Genomic DNA, 13,573 nt, shown 5'->3' on the forward strand with positions numbered 1-13,573 from the left:
TCAGTCAACCGCAGGAAACGGCGCGAAGTCGCCCGTGATGCGCGCGCGGCGACGATCACGGATCTCGCGCTGTCCACCGCCGGTTGATCCCGGGAGGCGGCGTTCCTTCTTGCGGCGGTCGACGATGACCGTCACGTTGGGATCGTCTTCGTAGTAGCCCGCGAGCTTCGGGTACAGCTCGTCGGCGAGGGGCTCGGGTACGACGCAGTAGATCACGGCGCCGATCCTAGTGGCTCGGACAGCGGAACGTGATCGGTCATGTGTTGATTTGGAGGTGCAGAGCGCCACGCTCATCCGCAGCGGCGTTCGGCACCTGCTCTTCGGGGATCAGCTCGGACAGCTCGTCGCCCTGCGCGTCACGCCGCACGCCGCCCGCCTCGTCGGACAGGTCGACCTCGAAGCGGTACCAGGACAGCTCCCACATCACGGTGATCGAGACCACCGCGGGACGGTCGGGCCGCGGCCGTACGCAGACCGCCGGCGCGCCCAGCGAGCGGGCCACGCCGCCGACCGTGCGCGTGTGGTCGGAGGCGTTGAAGACGTCCAGCGCGCGCTGCATCTTCAGCTCGGCGTTCGTCGGGACTGCCCGGATGTGCCGGGACGGCGAGCGCGGCGCGGGCGCCGGAGCCGGCTCCGGCTCGGGATCGGGCCGGCGGCGGACGGGCGGCGGGGCCGGCACCGGCTCGTCGTAGCCGCCGTCCACGTCGAGCTCCTGGCGGGCGGCCGCACGGTCGCGCCGGCCGGCGCGGAAGCGGTCGATCAGCCCGCGACCCTCGCTGCGCGGGTGGCGCAGCTCGAGGTCGTCGGCGCCGGACTCGCGGATCCAACCCTCGTGCTGGGCGCGCGTGATGCACAGGTCGCAGACCGTGCGACGCTCGCCGCCCGCGAGGTAGTGCTCCGGGTGCTCACCGCGCAGCAGCGTCCGGCCGCAGATGTCGCACGCGACGTCGAGCTGGTTCGTGCGGATGTCGCGGGTACGGGCCATCGGAGAGGGCGAGGTTAGCAACGGGTCCTCACCCCCTCCGCAAGCCTTCTACCGCGATCTCACGCGACCGCTTCGTGCTCCTCGCGCGCCTTGTCGGCGACCTTCTGGGCGAGGTGCGCGGGGATCTCCTCGTAGCGCAGGAACTCGAGCGTGTACTCGCCCTGGCCACCGGTCACCGCGCGCAGGTCGGGCGCGTACGTGAGCACCTCGCTCATCGGCACCTCGGCCTTGACCTCGGTCATGCCGCCCGCCGGCTCGGTGCCGAGCGGGCGCCCGCGGCGCGAGCTCAGATCGCCCATCACGTCACCCACCGAGTCGTCCGGGACCGAGCAGGTGATCAGCATGATCGGCTCCAGCAGCACCGGCGTGCACTGGGACATCGCCTCCTTCATGGCGATGCTGCCGGCGAGCTTGAACGCCATCTCCGACGAGTCCACCGTGTGGTAGGAGCCGTCGAAGAGCGTGACCCGCACGCCCTTGACCGGGAAGCCGGCGACGGCGCCGCTCTGCATGGCCTCGAGCACGCCCTTCTCGACCGCCGGGATGAAGCCCTGCGGGATCACGCCGCCCTTGATGGCGTTGACGAACTCGAAGTCGCCGTCGGGCAGCGGCTCGACCGTGATGTGGCAGTCGCCGAACTGGCCGCGGCCGCCCGTCTGCTTCTTGTGACGGCCGTGGGCCTTCGCCTGGCCGCGGATCGTCTCCTGGTAGGGCACGCGCGGCGGCTTGAGCGTCACCTCGGCGCCGAACCGCGAGCGCATCCGGTCGACGATCACCTCGACGTGGATCTGCGACAGGCCGGCGACGATCTGCTCGCCCGTCTGCTCGTCGCGGTGCAGGTCGATCGTCGGGTCCTCTTCCTGCAGGCGCCGCAGTGCGGTGTGGACCTTGTCCTCGTCGCCCTTGTTCTTGGGCTCCATCGCGAAGGCCATGACGGGCGCCGGGAGCTTGATCCGCGGCATGTGGATCGGCTGGTCGCGGGCCGCGAGCCAGTCGCCCGCATGCGTCTCCTTGAGCTTGGCGACGGCGCCGATGTCGCCCGGGCCGAACTCGTCGGCGTGGCTGACGTCCTTGCCGCGGGGCACGAGCAGCTGACCCACGCGCTCCTTGTGGTGCGTGCGGGTGTTCATCACCTGCGTGTCGTGCGTCATCGTGCCCTGGTAGACGCGGAACAGGTTGATGCGGCCCGCGAACGGGTCGGCGCGCGTCTTGAACACGTAGGCGAACATCTCGCCCGCGGGGTCGGGCTCGAGCTCGAAGCCCTCCTCGACCGTGATCCGCTCGTGCTGGGCGGGTGACGGGAGGTCGTCGATGATCGCGTCCAGCAGCCGGTTGGCGCCGAGGCGGGTCGTCGAGACGCCGCAGGTGACCGGGAAGATGTGGCCGGTGTCGGTGCCCTCCTCGAGCGCCTGGACGATCTCGTCGTGGGAGATCTCCTCGCCTTCGAGGTAGCGCTCCATCAGCGCCTCGTGGTTCTCCGCGACCTCGTCCATCAGCTTCTCGCGGTACTCGGTCGCCTGGGCCTGCAGGTCGTCCGGGATCGGGATCTCCGTGCAGTTGCCCTCGGCGTCGTACTGGTAGGCCTTCATGTCGACGAGGTCGATCAGGCCGGTCAGCTCATGCTCGGAGCCGATCGGGATCTCGGTCGCGACCACGTGGGGCCCGAAGGCGTCCTTGAGCGAGTCGAGCGTCCGGAAGAAGTCCGCGCGCTCGCGGTCGAGCATGTTCACGAAGACGAGACGGGCCACGTGCAGCTCCTGCGCGCGCTCCCAGAGGCGGCGCGTGGAGACCTCGACGCCCATCACGCCGTTGACGACGAACACGGCCGACTCGCAGACGCGCAGGGCTCCGAGCGCGTCGGCGATGAAGCTGGGCTCGCCGGGGGTGTCGATCAGGTTGACCTTCGTGTCGCGCCACTCGAACGAGGCGAGCGACGCGGAGATCGACATGCCGCGGGACTTCTCGTCCTCGTCGGCGTCAGAGACCGTGGTGCCGTCAGCCACCGAGCCGAGCCTCGTCGTCGCCCCGGCCTCGAACAGCAAGGCCTCGTGCAACGACGTCTTCCCGCTCCCTCGGTGGCCCACTAGGGCCACGTTGCGAATCCTGTCTGCGGCGTACGACATGCCTGGCGCTCCTCTCTCCCAAGAAATGGCCTGGTTGAGAGGAACGCTACAGGGCTTTTTCGTCTTGTGACGTTAGTCGCGAAGGTTCTCGGCCTGGAGCCGAGACTTGAGCCGCAGGACGGCCTTCGTGTGCAGCTGGGAGATGCGCGACTCCGTCACGCCGAGGACCTCGCCGATCTCTCGGAGCGTCAGGTTCTCGTAGTAGTAGAGGGCGATCACGAGCTTCTCACGCTCGGGCAGCGCGGCGATCGCGTCGGCCAGGCGGTCCTTGAGCTCGGACTGGGCCAGCAGCGCCTCGGGGTCGGGCGCGTCCGGGTCCTGCAGCGTGTCCAGCAGCGACACCGAGTCGCCGCTCGAGTCGCTCACCGCCCACAGCTCGTCCAGCGCGACGACGGTCGACGTCGAGATCTTGACCAGCGCCTCCTGGAACTCCTCGAGCGACAGGTTCAGCTCGCGCGCCATCTCCTCGTCGGTCGGCGTGCGGTGGAGCTGGTGCTCGAGCTTGGCGTGCGCCTTCTCGATCTCGCGGGCCCGAGCACGGACGGACCGCGGCACCCAGTCCAGGGCGCGCAGCTCGTCGATGATCGCGCCCTTGATGCGCGTGATCGCGTAGGTCTCGAACTTGATGTCGCGTGAGAGGTCGAACCGCTCGATCGCGTTGATCAGGCCGAGCAGGCCGTACGAGATCAGGTCGGCCTCTTCGACGTGCGCCGGCAATCCGGACGACATGCGTCCGGCGACGTACTTGACAAGTGGTGAGTACGCGACGACGAGCTGTTCGCGTGCACGGTCGGAGCCGTCCGTCTTGTAGACGGTCCACAGCTCCTTCAGCTCGATCGCTTTGACGTTGGTCTCCAGGACGGCCCCTTATTTCCTAAGCCCGCGGGTGACTCTTCGCATAGGCCGCCCGTAGCCGAGCGGACTCTACCCGAGTGTAGACCTGGGTCGTCGAGATGCTCGCGTGTCCGAGCATCGTCTGGATCGCGCGCAGGTCCGCGCCCCCGTCCAACAGGTGAGTGGCAAAGGAGTGCCGGAGCGCGTGCGGATGCACGCCCGTCTGCGTGGCAGCGTGCTTCGCCCACACCCGCAGGCGGCGCCGGACGTCGCTCGTCGACAAGCGTTTGCCGCTCTTGGACAGGAACAGCGCGGGGTCCTGGTCGGCGGATTGCAAGGCCGGCCGGGCGCGTTCGAGATAGGCGGCGATCGTGCGCAGCGCGGGCTCCCCCACCGGCACGAAGCGCGTCTTGGAGCCCTTGCCCTCCACGCGGACCTGCTCATCGTCGAAGTGCACCGACCCGACGTCGAGGTCGACGAGCTCCTCCGCGCGCAGGCCGGAGCTGTACGCGAGCTCGAACAGCGCGCGGTCGCGCATCTCCAGCGGCGTGCTCGCCGGGATCTTCTCCAGCAGGCGCTCGATGTCGCCCGGCTTGAGCGTCTTCGGCAGGGACTGCGGGAGCTTGGGCGCCGGCAGCAGGTCCGCCGGGTTCGACGCGACCTCCCCGTGCTCGACCAGGCTGCGGAACAGGCTGCGGGTGGACGCGAGCTTGCGCGCCATCGTCCGCGGGGCCGCCCCCTTCTGGGACAGGCGGGCCGCCCAGCGGCGCAGCGCCTTGTAGTCGACCTGGGCCGGCGTGAGCCCGTTGGCGGTCGCCCAGGCGGCCAGCTCGGCGCCGTCGGTGCCGTACGCCTTGCGGGTGCGGTCGGCGGCGCCGCGGCGCTGGAGGTCGGCGTCGAACGTGCGCAGCGCGGCGCGCCAGGGCTCCGACACGGCGGTCTCCGTACCCTGGGAAGGAGTGAGCGCGTTCTTCATCGACACGTCATCCGGTCAGATCGCCACCCTGAACCGGCTTGTGGAAACCGGCGTGGCCAACGGCGACGACCCACCGCCCAGGCCGTGGCATCCCGTCCGTGGGGACCGGGACGCGAGCACGCTGTGGTACGCGGTGATGCGCAAGCAGACGAAGGGCGTGTTCATCGGCACCCTTGCCATTCGCCATTCGGACCATCATGCCTCCCTGCTGGAAGGCGGATGGGAAGAAGTTCCACCTGAGGCGATCGACGGGGGCGACACGGGCGTCGCCCCCTCCCCCTGGGCTACTTAGCCCTCTGGGCGGCGTCGATGTTCGGCGCGTCGAGCTTGGCGAGGTTCTCGGGCGTGGGCTCGAGCTGCTCGTAGCGGTCCACGGTCGTCGTGACGATGATCGCCTGATCCGACCCGAGGGCCGTCATCGTGGACCGGCTGCCGAGCGGCAGCGCGGTGTCCGGGTCGACGTAGTAGACGATCTCGGCCGCCGCGCCGGTGCGTCGCCCGTCGGGCGTGACGCCGTACGCGTGGGCCCGCCGGCCGTTGAACGTGGCCTCCCCCAGGTCCTTCGCGCCGCGGATCTGCTCGCGGAACGTGTCGACGAGGGTCGTGACGCCGACCTTGAAGCCTTCCTCGAGCTCCTCGGGATCCCAGCCCGGGTCGGTCTTCTTGGTCACCTGGACTTCCGAGCCGCCCTTGTCGTTGTGCATGAGCGTGCGGAACGTGCCGCCGTCCTGGTCGTGCTCATAGCGCCACTCACCGCGCCGCTGGCGCGTCTCCATGACGTTGTGCATCCGGTCGCGGTACTGCCACTGGCGCAGCTTGTCGTAGCTCTCGACGGTCGGCAGGCCGGTCTGGACGGTGGTCGTCTCGGTGTAGGTGATCAGGTCCTTGGGCGCGGTCGCGGCGAACGCGCGCTCGGCGAGGCTCGCCCGGATCGGCCCTGGAGCATCATCGGCGGTCGGCAGCGCGGCGAGCGCGACGACCGCGGCCGCGGCGAGCGCGGTGACGGCGAGCACGATCCGCGGGGCGCTCCGCGTCCGGCTCCGGTGCCGCTCGGGCGGCGTGGCGAGGATCGCGCGCAGGACGTCATCCGGCGGCACGGACGTGCGGGCGTGGGCGGCGGGGTCGGACTCGCGCAGCTCGAGGACGGGATCAGGCATGGGTGGGCTCCAGGGGAACGGCGTGGACGGGCGCGGCGGGCGCGGACGGCGCACGCCGATGGAGGGCGCGGCGGTCAGGCGACATCGGCGGCCTCCAGCGGGAAGTCGAGGTCGACGGCGGCGCCCTGCTCGCGCAGGTGAGCCGCGAGGCGGCGGCGGGCGCGATGGACGCGCATCGCGAACGCGGGGCGCGACACGCCGGCCGCGCGGGCGGCGTCGGCGAGGCTCAGGCGCTCCCAGGCGACGAGGCGCAGCGCCTCGCGGTCGGGCTCGCTCAACGCGGCGAAGGCGCGCAGCGTGGCGTCGCGCTCGGCGAGGCGGTCGGCGGGATCGCGGGCGGCGCCGGCGATCGCGGCGGCGCGCACGGCGGGCCGATGCTGGTCGGCGGGGCCGCGATCCGGGTCGGCGCCGGCGACGTCAGCCCGGCCGGGGCGCGCGGCGGTCGCACCGCTGTCGGCCGCCGCGGCCGCGACTCTTCGCGTGTGGCGGGCGGCTTCGCGGCGCCGGTTGGCCAGCACGTGGCCGGCGGCCGCGTAGAGCCACGGCAGCGGCTCGTCCGGCACCTTGTCGAGCCGACGCCACGCGACGAGGAACGTCTCGTTGACGACCTCCTCGGCCAACGGCGGCTCGGCGCGCCGCAGCGCGTAGCGGTGCACCGCCGCGTAGTGCTCGTGGAAGAGCGCTTCGAAGCGGGCTTGGCGGGTGGGGTTCACACCCCTATCTGTCCGGCCCGCCGCCGGAGTTCACAGGCCGTCGCCGATCTAGGCGATGTAGATCGGAGCGCCGACCGGAACCTGGTCGTACAGCTCCTTGACGTCGGGGACGTGCATGCGCAGGCAGCCGTGCGAGGCGGCCGAGCCGATCGACGCGTCGTCCGACGTGCCGTGGATGCCGACGCCGTCGTAGATCCCGAGCCAGCGGGCCTTGATCGGGTTCGTCGGGTCGTCGCCCGGGATGACCTTGCCGGCGAGGTCTCCCGCCCAGTCGGAGTTCGGGACGTGCCAGGCCGGGTTCTCGGCCTTGTTGGCGATGTTGTAGAGGCCGGCCGGCGTGTCCATGCCGACCTTGCCCACCGCGATCCCGTACGTCTTCTTGAGCTTGAGGTTCTTCCAGAGCTCGAGCTTGAACGTCTTGCGGTTGGCGATCAGGATCGCCGGATACTTCTCCGCGAGCTGCTTGGTGGAGACCTTGGGCTGGACGACGGTGGTCTTGACCTCGACCTCCTCGTTCGCGCCGGGCGTGAGCAGCGTCTTCTCGAGCTCCTTGGCCAGCGTGTTGTACTTCACGCGCAGGCCGGTGCGGGACGGCTCCGGGTTCACGTGCCCCTTGCTGAGGTCGACCTCGGCATCGCGCGGCGAGCGGTCGATCGACTTGCGCACGCGCTTGACCAGCTTGTCGATCGCGGGCTTGTTCCAGCTCACCTCGGCGGCGAGCTCGGTGTTGATCGACTCGTTGCGCACGTTGCGCCACGCGCGCGAGAACATGTCCCCCTGCTGCGAGCGCTTGAGCGCCTTGTCCACCGAGCCGCGGATGTCGATCCCGATCGACGCGGCCTTCTGGGTGAGCGTGAACGTGCGGTCCTTGTAGGAGACCTTCACGGGACGGTCCAGCGGCGCGAGCAGCGAGTCCGAGAGCTTCTTCTCCGCCTGCGCGCGGGACATCCCACCGATGGGGACGCCATTGACCTTCACGCCTTCAGCGACGAGGTCCTTCTTGGACTCGTCGTAGAAGTACGTGGCGCCGACGACGCCAAGGCCGAGGACGACGAGCAGGGAGGCAATGACGATCAGGCGAATACGCATGGGGCTCGGCAATGGTAAGACCAAGCGCGGCGAATGCAGTACCCCTGCAAGGCCTCTGGCCTGTCAGGCAGATTACTCGTCGTGCCGGACGCTCGGCGACCAGCGCAGGAACTCCTCCACTTCGCGCTCGTACCGATATGGCGCCTCGCCGCTCTCCCGGAGCGGTTTCAGCCGCAAAGCGGCGGCAAATGCCTGCACGGTCTCGCGGGTGGTGAGCCCGAAGCGGAAGCCAGATGCCTTGAGCTTGCGGTGGTCGAGCCCGCGCCCGTAGCGCAGCTGCTGGCGGACCTCGTCCGGGATCCGGATGCCGACGAGGTTCGTCGCGGTCGTCGCCAGGCTCGTCCCCCACGGCGGGAGCAGCGGCGCGTACGGCTTGCCGAGCAGGCTCGCGACCTCGCTCAGCACGAGCACCCCGTCCGGCGCGGCGTTGTAGACGCCGGGCAGGTCCGTGGTGGCGGCGTAGTGCAGCGCGCCGACGATGTCGTCCTCGTGGATGAACTGGTAGCGCGGGTCGAAGCCGAGGATCCCGGGGACCGCGGGCAGCTCGAACAGGCGGCTGTGCGAGTTGTGCAGGTCCGGTCCGAGCCCGTTGCAGAACCGCAGCGTGGTCACGGTGACGTGCGGGTTGCGAGCCGCGAAGTCGCGCACCGCGTCGTCGGCCTCGACGATGTCGGACTCCAGCCGCGTGCGCGGCGGATGCGGCCGGCGCATCTCCTCGCCGAAGAAGCTCGGGTCGTCGCGCTCGCATCCGTAGTAGTGCGCGCTGGACTTGAAGACGACCTTCGTCACGGGCGAGTCCGGCCCGCCGCACGCGGCCAGGATGTTCATCGTCCCGATCACGTTCTGTTCGTGGGCGACCTTGGGCGGCGCGGTCACGGAGTCGACGATCAGGCGCGTGTCGATCACCGTGTCGATCTCCGCGGCGTGCACGATCCGCCGCAGCAGCGCGTGATGGGTCCCGATCCGGACGAACTCCGTGCGCTCGAGCGGGAGGTTCGGGTCCTCCGTGGAGACGCCGATGATCACGTCGATCTCGGGGTCCTTCTCCAGCTCCTGCGCGAGGCGGCCGCCCCAGTAGCTGGAGAGCCCGGTGATGAGGACGCGCCGGCTCATCCGAGCCACACCGACTTGCGCTCGGCGAGCATCTCGTACAGCTCCTCCTGGATCCGCGCGCGGACCTCCTCGGCGACGGTCTGCACGAGGCCCTTGTCGTTCCACGGCTCCTCGCCCCACTGGTCGGTGGGGATCGGCTCCAGGAAGCGGATCCGGAACTTGGCGGGCAGGTAGCCGGGCGCCGGGATCACCGGCACGTAGATCAGACCCGTGAGCTTCTTCAGCGGCCGGATGTGGGCGAAGATCGGCATCGCCTCCTCGGCCCCGATCAGCGCGACGGGGACGATCGGCGCCCGCGCCCGCATCGCGCTCTCCACGAACCCGCCGCGGCCGAAGCGCTGCAGGCGGTAGCGGTCCTTGTAGAGCTTCTCCGTGCCCTTCGCGCCCTCGGGGAAGACGAGCACGAGCTCCTCCTCGTCGTGCAGCAGCCGGTGCACGTTGGCCGGGTGCGCGGGCACGCCGCCGAGCTTGGCGACGAGCATCGACAAGCCGGGATAGCCCTTGAAGAAGTGCTCGACCGTCATGTGCAGGTTGCGCGGGCGGGCGTGCTCGGTCTTGATCGCCTTGGCGATCATCGAGGCGTCGGGCGGGAGCGCGCCGGAGTGGTTGGAGACGAGCAGCGCGCCGCCGGTCGACGGGACGTGCTCGATGCCCTCGACCTCGACCCGGAACCAGTAGTGGTAGAGGAACTCGTAGATCGTCTTGTCGAAGAAGCCCTCGACGCGCTCCGAGCGGCCCCAGTCCGTGACCTGGCGCTCCGGCTCGATGGCCGGGAGATGCGCGCGATGGTCGGGTGGTGCTTCGAGCTCTTTCACTTCAGGTGGGGCTCCAGGCGGTGCGCGAGCGTCGGCCAGTCGGGGGCGGAGATGACGCCGGGCAGGTCGCGGTTCCACGGGTGCTCGAGCGTCGCGGCGGTGATACCCACTTGCGCCGCTCGGCGCAGGTTGTCCGGCGAGTCGTCGATGAGCACGTCGATCTGCAGCTCCACGCAACGCGAGATCTTGTCGGACGAGCAGTACAGGTCGTCGTGCGGCAGGTTGATCCGCTCGAGCCACTCGGCGGTGTGCGGGTGCGCGTCCGTGGTCCGGTGGCTCGTGATGTGGATGAAGTGGCCCCGCTCGTGCCAGCGCGTGATCGCCTCGACCGCGCCGGGGTAGGGCTCGGCGGCCAGCACGTGGTCGGCCCGGTGCGTCTCCTCGACGATCACCTTCAGCTGCTCGGGCGTGAGCCCGTCGATCGCCCACGTGGCCTGCTCGTCGTACGGCAGATCCACGCCGTAGCGGCGTTTGGCGATCTCCGCGAGCTGGTCCCAGTAGGGATGCAGCGTCGAGTCGATGTCGATCGCGAGGCGCACGAGCGTTGGTACGGTAGCGGCGTGTCGGGGTTCCTCGGGCAGGTTCGTGCGCTCCCCATGAACGCGTTCATCCGCTCGCGTCCCGACCCGAACTACGCGGACGGTGACGACTCCACCTGGATCTCGGTCGACTGGCCGTCCCTGACGCGTGACGAGACGGTGCTCGGCAAGCGCCTGCGCGTGGTCGACACCGGCGGCGACGGCCCGCCGCTGCTGTTCCTGCACGGGCTCGGCGGGCTGTGGCAGAACTGGCTGCTGAACATCCCGGCGTTCATGGGCCGCTTCCGCGTGATCGCGCCCGACCTGCCCGGCTTCGGCGGGTCCGAGATGCCCGCCGGGCGGATCTCGATCCAGGGGTTCGCGCGCGTGATCGACGCGCTCTGCGACCAGCTGGACATCGAGGCGCCGATCATCGTCGGCAACTCGATGGGCGGGTTCATCGGCGCGGAGGTCGCCCTGGCCTTCCCGACACGCGTGCGCAAGCTCGTCCTGGTCTCGGCCGCGGGGATCTCGGTCGAGCACATGTGGAAGGAGCCGGTGATGGCGATCGGGCGGCTGATGGCCGTCGGCGCGGCGCGGGCGGGCGTCAAGCAGCTGCCGGTGGCGTCGCGGCCACGGCTGCGGCGCGCGGCCCTGCAGCTCGTCGTCCGTTACCCGGAGAAGCTGTCGGTGCCGCTGGCCTCGGAGCTTGTCGTCGGCGCGGGCGCGCAGGGCTTCGTCGGCGGCCTGGACGCCGTGCTCGACTACTCGTTCCGCGAGCGCCTCGCCGAGATCGAGATCCCGACCCTGATCGTGTGGGGACGCAACGACATCCTCATCCCCGTCGCGGACGCCTACGAGTTCGAGCGGCTGATCGGCGCGAACGCCCGCGTCGAGGTGTTCGACGACACGGGCCACCTGTCGATGCTCGAGCGCCCGTCGCGGTTCAACGGGCTGCTCGCCGAGTTCATCGCTGCGTGATCGCCCCCTCGCTCGCGCTCGCCACGAGCGCGGCGTACTTGCCCAGGACGCCACGGGTGACGGTCGGCGGCGGCGTGTAGTCGTCGAGTCGGCGCTGGATCTCCTCGTCCGGGACGTCCACGTCGATGCGGCGCCGGTCCACGTCGATCGTGATCGTGTCGCCCTCCCGGACGGCCGCGATCGGGCCCTTGTGGACCGCCTCGGGCGCGATGTGGCCGGCCATGAAGCCGCGCGTGGCCCCGGAGAAGCGGCCGTCGGTGAGCAGCGCGACGCTGTCGCCGAGCCCCTCCCCCACGATCGCGGCGGTCACGGCGAGCATCTCGCGCATGCCCGGGCCGCCCGCCGGCCCCTCGTTGCGGATCACGACCACGTCGCCCGGGTTGATCTCGCCCTGCGTCACCGCCCGCATGCACGCCTCCTCGCCCTCGAAGACGCGGGCCGGGCCGGTGTGGTGACGGCGCTCGTGGCCGCTGAGCTTGACGACGCTGCCCTCCGGCGCGAGGTTGCCGCGGAGGATCGCGATGCCGCCCGTCTTCTTGATCGGGTCGCTGAGCGGGCGGATGACCTCCTGGCCGGGCGCTTCGGTCGCCTCCTGGGCGTGCTGGCCGATCGTCTTGCCGGTCACGGTCGGGGCGTCCACGTGCAGCAGGCCCAGCTCGCTGAGGCGCTTGGCGAGGACGGCGGTGCCGCCCGCGGCGTGCAGGTCGGTGGCGACGAAGCGGCCGCCCGGCTTGAGGTCGCACAGGCTCGGCGTGGACTCGGCGATCCGGTCGAAGTCGTCGATGTCGAGTGGCACGCCGGCCTCTCTCGCCACCGCGAGCAGGTGCAGCACGGCGTTGGTCGAGCCGCCGGAGGCCGCGACCGCCAGGATCGCGTTCTCGAGGCTCTCCTTCGTGATCAGGTCGCTGGGTCGCTGCCCTCGCCGGAGGACGTCCATCACCAGCTCGCCGGCCGCGTACGCGTGGTCGGACTTGCTGGCGTCCTGGGCGGGCGCGAGCGACGGGCCGATCGGGCTGATGCCCATCATCTCGAACGCCATCGCCATCGTGTTGGCCGTGTACTGGCCGCCGCACGCGCCGGCGCCCGGGCTGGCGGCGGCCTCGATGTCGGCCAGGTCCTGATCGGTGATCTTGCCGGCCGCGTTCGCGCCGACCGCCTCGAAGACGTCCATGATCGTGATGTCCCGGCCCTTGTAGTGGCCGGGCGGGATCGACCCGCCGTAGAGCATCACGCCCGGCACGTCGAGGCGCGCCAGCGCCATCACCGTGCCGGGGATCGTCTTGTCGCACGCGCACAGGCAGATGACCGCGTCGAACAGGTGGCCGAGCGTGACGAGCTCGATGCTGTCGGCGACGACCTCCCTGGACACGAGGCTCGTCTTCATCCCCGACGTGCCCATCGTGATGCCGTCGGAGATCGCCACCGTGTTGAACTCCATCGGGGTCCCGCCGGCGGCCTTGATGCCGTCCTTGACGAACTTGGCGAGCGCGCGCAGGTGGAAGTTGCACGGCATCGTCTCGATCCACGTGTTCGCGACGCCGATGATCGGCTTGCTCAGGGCCTCGTCGTCGTAGCCGATGCCCTTCAGGTAGGCGCGGGCGGCCGCGCGGTCACGGCCCTCGGTCAGTGCCCGAGAGCGGTGCTTCAGGTCCATCCGGCGATGTTACGCCGCGCCCGAGCTGGTGCGTCGCGTACGTTCCAGGCGCTCGCGTTCCCAGCGGCCGAGCCGCCAGATGTCGCGCTGGATCGTCTTCTGGTCGACCTGGCGGCCGGGCAGGTGCATGTTCGCGCTGTTGATCAGGCGGCGCTCGTCGCCCTTGAGCGCCATCCACTTGGCGAGGACGTCATCGGAGTCCGGGAGGCGGCTGCTGCCGTACGGCTTGGACTCGTCCGGGAACTCGACGCAGTACTCGTTGAGCAGGCGGCCGGTCTGCGGCAGGTACGCGACGATCGGCTTGTGCGGGTAGATCAGGTACGCGTACGGGACGCCGCGCAGCTCCTTGTCCAGGCTCTCGCCGCCCCAGACCCGGATCAGCCCCAGGTCCCGGTACATCTCCCACTCCTCCTCGTTCACGCACGAGCGGAGCAGCTCGCGGGCGCGCTGCTCGGCGCGGCGTTCGCGACCGGGGTCGAAGTTGCCGATGTGGCCGGCCTCGATCGCGGCCTTGCGCGCTCGCCTGGCCTCACCGCGGCGTTCGAAGTACGGCATCGCCACTTCCCACAGGAGGGCGATGACGACGATCGCCGTGGCGCAGAGCGCGACGAGCAC

15 protein-coding genes are annotated in these 13,573 nt (G+C 70.4%); 2 read left to right on the plus strand and 13 right to left on the minus strand.

What is annotated here, in order from left to right:
• The 5 genes from C8N24_RS29240 to C8N24_RS29260 form a co-directional block, all read right to left on the minus strand.
• Positions 1–216 (minus strand): hypothetical protein, encoded by a 216-nt coding sequence (locus tag C8N24_RS29240; RefSeq protein ID WP_121256908.1) that lies wholly within the window; start codon positions 214–216, stop codon positions 1–3.
• Between the two features lie 40 nt (positions 217–256).
• Positions 257–985, minus strand: coding sequence for a hypothetical protein (locus C8N24_RS29245; protein WP_121256910.1), 729 nt, complete (start codon positions 983–985; stop codon positions 257–259).
• Between the two features lie 59 nt (positions 986–1,044).
• Positions 1,045–3,108, minus strand: a complete 2,064-nt coding sequence (gene fusA / locus C8N24_RS29250) for an elongation factor G (protein ID WP_121256913.1) — start codon at positions 3,106–3,108, stop codon at positions 1,045–1,047.
• A gap of 72 nt (positions 3,109–3,180) precedes the next feature.
• Positions 3,181–3,966 carry an RNA polymerase sigma factor WhiG gene (gene whiG, locus C8N24_RS29255; RefSeq protein WP_121256915.1) on the minus strand — a complete coding sequence of 262 codons (786 nt, stop codon included), beginning with the start codon at positions 3,964–3,966 and terminating at the stop codon, positions 3,181–3,183.
• 16 nt (positions 3,967–3,982) lie between these two features.
• Positions 3,983–4,876, minus strand: a complete 894-nt coding sequence (locus C8N24_RS29260) for a tyrosine recombinase XerC (protein WP_245972008.1) — start codon at positions 4,874–4,876, stop codon at positions 3,983–3,985.
• 25 nt (positions 4,877–4,901) lie between these two features.
• Here C8N24_RS29260 and C8N24_RS29265 point away from each other — a divergent pair, with 25 nt between their 5' ends.
• Complete coding sequence (locus C8N24_RS29265) at positions 4,902–5,210, plus strand: hypothetical protein (protein WP_121256921.1); 309 nt, start codon at positions 4,902–4,904, stop codon at positions 5,208–5,210.
• On the opposite strand, the gene C8N24_RS29270 is transcribed toward C8N24_RS29265, so the two are convergent.
• The 6 genes from C8N24_RS29270 to C8N24_RS29295 all read right to left on the minus strand — a co-directional run bounded on the left by C8N24_RS29270 (position 5,203) and on the right by C8N24_RS29295 (position 10,344).
• The gene (locus tag C8N24_RS29270) at positions 5,203–6,075 is read right to left on the minus strand and encodes a hypothetical protein (RefSeq protein WP_121256924.1); all 873 of its coding nucleotides are present in this window, start codon (positions 6,073–6,075) and stop codon (positions 5,203–5,205) included. The genes C8N24_RS29265 and C8N24_RS29270 overlap by 8 nt on opposite strands.
• A gap of 74 nt (positions 6,076–6,149) precedes the next feature.
• Positions 6,150–6,788 (minus strand): RNA polymerase sigma factor, encoded by a 639-nt coding sequence (locus C8N24_RS29275; protein WP_121256926.1) that lies wholly within the window; start codon positions 6,786–6,788, stop codon positions 6,150–6,152.
• Between the two features lie 48 nt (positions 6,789–6,836).
• The gene (locus C8N24_RS29280; RefSeq protein ID WP_121256929.1) at positions 6,837–7,877 is read right to left on the minus strand and encodes a L,D-transpeptidase family protein; all 1,041 of its coding nucleotides are present in this window, start codon (positions 7,875–7,877) and stop codon (positions 6,837–6,839) included.
• A gap of 72 nt (positions 7,878–7,949) precedes the next feature.
• On the minus strand, positions 7,950–8,990 hold the full coding sequence (locus C8N24_RS29285; protein ID WP_121256932.1) for an NAD-dependent epimerase/dehydratase family protein: 1,041 nt from the start codon (positions 8,988–8,990) through the stop codon (positions 7,950–7,952).
• Positions 8,987–9,805: a lysophospholipid acyltransferase family protein gene (locus tag C8N24_RS29290; RefSeq protein WP_170179504.1), complete on the minus strand. Its 819-nt coding sequence runs from the start codon at positions 9,803–9,805 to the stop codon at positions 8,987–8,989. The genes C8N24_RS29285 and C8N24_RS29290 overlap by 4 nt, the downstream gene beginning before the upstream one ends.
• A complete protein-coding gene (locus C8N24_RS29295) occupies positions 9,802–10,344 on the minus strand; it encodes a 5' nucleotidase, NT5C type (RefSeq protein WP_170179505.1) in 543 nt (180 codons plus the stop codon). The genes C8N24_RS29290 and C8N24_RS29295 overlap by 4 nt, the downstream gene beginning before the upstream one ends.
• A gap of 21 nt (positions 10,345–10,365) precedes the next feature.
• Between C8N24_RS29295 and C8N24_RS29300 the strand changes: the two genes are divergently transcribed.
• Positions 10,366–11,304, plus strand: a complete 939-nt coding sequence (locus C8N24_RS29300) for an alpha/beta fold hydrolase (RefSeq protein ID WP_170179506.1) — start codon at positions 10,366–10,368, stop codon at positions 11,302–11,304.
• On the opposite strand, the gene ilvD is transcribed toward C8N24_RS29300, so the two are convergent.
• Both ilvD and C8N24_RS29310 read right to left on the minus strand, forming a co-directional pair.
• Positions 11,291–12,958, minus strand: coding sequence for a dihydroxy-acid dehydratase (gene ilvD, locus C8N24_RS29305; protein WP_121256939.1), 1,668 nt, complete (start codon positions 12,956–12,958; stop codon positions 11,291–11,293). The genes C8N24_RS29300 and ilvD overlap by 14 nt on opposite strands.
• A gap of 9 nt (positions 12,959–12,967) precedes the next feature.
• Entirely contained in the window at positions 12,968–13,573 is a 606-nt protein-coding gene (locus C8N24_RS29310) for a hypothetical protein (RefSeq protein WP_121256942.1), read from the minus strand.

The sequence above is a fragment of the Solirubrobacter pauli genome, assembly GCF_003633755.1.
In the GTDB taxonomy this organism is placed as follows: domain Bacteria; phylum Actinomycetota; class Thermoleophilia; order Solirubrobacterales; family Solirubrobacteraceae; genus Solirubrobacter; species Solirubrobacter pauli.